We start from the raw sequence: 2511 nt of genomic DNA, 5'->3' as shown, positions 1-2511 counted from the left end.
CTGCGGGAGCGTGGCCCCATGCATTCCCGCCGCACCCTCCGAATGCATGGGGCCACGCTCCCGCAGGAGGGATACGGCCCGGGGACGGCGCGGCGCGGATCCACCGTGACGAGTGACCGCGCGGCCGGCACCCCCGGAGCGGCGGGGCAGTGCAACGACGGTGCGCCCACTGAACGAGGGCGGATCGCATGCGGACGTGTGAGCCGGAACGCCCGCGGAGACGGCGAGGCCCCCGCCGGAGCGGCGGGGGCCTGGCAGGCGAACGGCGGGCCGCGCGAGCAGGGCGGGTCAGGCGCGGGTGGGAGAGGTCAGGACGGGGTGGTCGCTGTGGTGGTGCTCGATGTCGACGCCGTACGCCTCGCCCCATGCCTCCCAGACCAGCCGGCCGACTGTCTCGGCCGCCGCGACACTGCGGTGACGGCCTCCCTTTCTCTCGCCTCTGCCGAACTGTTGCTCTCGGCCTCAATCGATCACGGCTCAGCGGCTGTCCCCTGTGCCAGCAAACGTTCCTGGACACCGCGTTGACGGAGGGGACGTCTAGGTTGATCCGCAAGATCACTGACGGGAGGCGTCAGAGGTATTCGGAGCGATCGTGGGGGTTGCCGTGCATTGGTGGAACAGGAAGCCCGGGGAGCGGGCGGAATGGCTGCTTGAGCCATTGGTGAAGGTAGGGCCGTTGCGGTTCGGGATGAACCCGGACGAGGTGGCATCGGCCCTGGGCGGAGCGGTTGCCCACGTCTCGCAGGGGTTGGGCAGCGGCATCGGCTGGGGCTACTACACGGACTGGGGTGTGACCGCGGTCTACGGCGAGGACAACGGCCTGGTCGCCGTAGCGATCGATGCGATGGATGGGCCGCTGGTGCGCCTGCGGGACATCGACCTCATAGCCCGGGTGCCGTCCGAGGTATGCGCAGACATTCAGGACCTCGCACTCCGGGAGGGGCTTTCCGTGCGAGTGAACTGGAGCGGTGATCAGGAAGTCGAGGCATGGGGAGTCTCCATGGGCGCCTCACAGGAGCAGGGGCTGTCGCCCGAGGGCTACACACAGCGGTTGGACACGATGATCACCAACGCGCTGCTGGTTGGTCCGGAGCTGGCGAAGAACCCGTTCGAGTCCGAGCCGGTCATCCGCTGGCGCGACGTCCGTGACGAGCCGCCGAACGTGGGGGCGTGGCCAGTAAGGGCTGAGCAGGAGCGACAGCGCTGGGACTGGACACCCTTGGAGAGCACCGGTCCGCTCAGGTTCGGTATGAAGCCGCAGGAGGTGGCTGCTGCACTGAGCGAGGAGCCGACCACCCGCCATGGCCGGTATCCCTTCGGAACGTCGTGGGAGGGCCTGGGACAGTGGATCCTGGGCGAGGACCGCTTCGACCGCATAGGCGTGACCGCTCACTACTCCAGTGGTTACAACTGGCCCCCCACTCTCGGCGCTGTCACCATTCACGGACGGACCGGGCCGCAGGTCGAGTTCGCGGGCATCCGGCTGATCGGCATGACAGTCTCGGCCGTTGACGCAGCCCTGATCCAGCACATCGAAGAGCGAGATCTGGGCCTGGTGATCGGCTGCGGCGGCGATCTCGGGGTGGACGGGCTCAGCATGTACGTACGAGCCAGCAGAGCCGGGGACACCGTGGTGAGCGAGGCGCGGTTCTGCCAGGCGCAATGGGAGGACCACGGCTGATCCATGAGGTGCCTCGATCGCTCCGCGGTGTACCGCACCGTGCTCCTGGTCCCGCTATTACCCCATGGCCTGGGTGCCGGCACAGCCGCCACTGGGTTGAGCGTGCCGGAGGTGTAACACCGCGCTACGCGCGTTAGGTAGCGCGGGTCGGCAGGCTCCGGATAGGGCTGCGTTGAGTGTTGTTGGTGCACCGGTCCAGTTCGGTGCGGACTTCGTGAATGACCTGGGCATAGACGGCGACCCGCTCGCGAAGCCGGTCGTTGTCCTTCCGCAGCGCGCGGCTGGCGGCTTCGGCTTCGATAGCGCGGGCGTGCAGATGCTGGAACGCAGGCGGGATCCCGTTCGCTTCGGACTTTCGGCGTGTGAATTCTTCCTTCCGGTCAACGTGCTTGTGCGTGAGGACCCAGCGCTTGACGCCCGCCTCGGCGGCGAGTTGCAGGGTGGTAAGCGCTCCGGTGGACCGGGTCGGGCGCCCGTCGAGCAGCCGCTGGATCGCTGCGGTGATGGCGTCGCGCTCGGCGTCGCGGTCAGTGGCCATCGCTGGGTTCTCCGGTGGGGTTGTGGGCGGTGACGATGCGCTCCAGGCGGTCGAGCTCGTGCTGTTCGCGGGCGTGCCGGAAGGCGGGGGCCAGCGGGTCGTCAACGAGCGGTCGGAGCCGCTCGATCTGGACGAGGACGTGTTCGATGTCGCGATCGGTCCGCGCGATGTTGACGCAGTTCTACGGGGTGGGGGTGATGCCGCCGCAGGCATGCCGTACGCACTGGCACTGTTGACGCAGTTCTACGGGGTGGGGGTGATGCCGCCGCAGGCATGCCGTACGCACTGGCAC

Annotated in this window: 3 protein-coding genes; 2 read left to right on the top strand and 1 reads right to left on the bottom strand. The window is 68.4% G+C overall.

What is annotated here, in order from left to right; all coding sequences use genetic code 11:
* Window positions 1–592 precede the first annotated feature (592 nt).
* Window positions 593–1681, top strand: coding sequence for a hypothetical protein (locus tag EAO70_RS38385; RefSeq protein ID WP_187284196.1), 1089 nt, complete (start codon window positions 593–595; stop codon window positions 1679–1681).
* Window positions 1682–1814: 133 nt separating this feature from the next.
* Here EAO70_RS38385 and EAO70_RS36140 read toward each other — a convergent pair whose 3' ends face one another.
* Window positions 1815–2219, bottom strand: a complete 405-nt coding sequence (locus EAO70_RS36140; protein WP_148007019.1) for a hypothetical protein — start codon at window positions 2217–2219, stop codon at window positions 1815–1817.
* Between the two features lie 22 nt (window positions 2220–2241).
* Between EAO70_RS36140 and EAO70_RS38380 the strand changes: the two genes are divergently transcribed.
* Window positions 2242–2511: hypothetical protein (locus EAO70_RS38380; RefSeq protein ID WP_187284195.1), on the top strand; the 270-nt coding region annotated here is incomplete at its 3' end.

This window comes from Streptomyces sp. adm13(2018) (genome assembly GCF_008042145.1).
Classification (GTDB): domain Bacteria; phylum Actinomycetota; class Actinomycetes; order Streptomycetales; family Streptomycetaceae; genus Streptomyces.
The sequence above is the reverse complement of the archived record's forward strand: the minus strand, read 5'-3'. Positions and strand labels throughout refer to the sequence as shown.

Bases quoted from the DNA above. Each gene is read 5' to 3' on its own strand.
- EAO70_RS36140 (WP_148007019.1), bottom strand. From the start codon at position 2,219: ATGGCCACTGACCGCGACGCCGAGCGCGACGCCATCACCGCAGCGATC.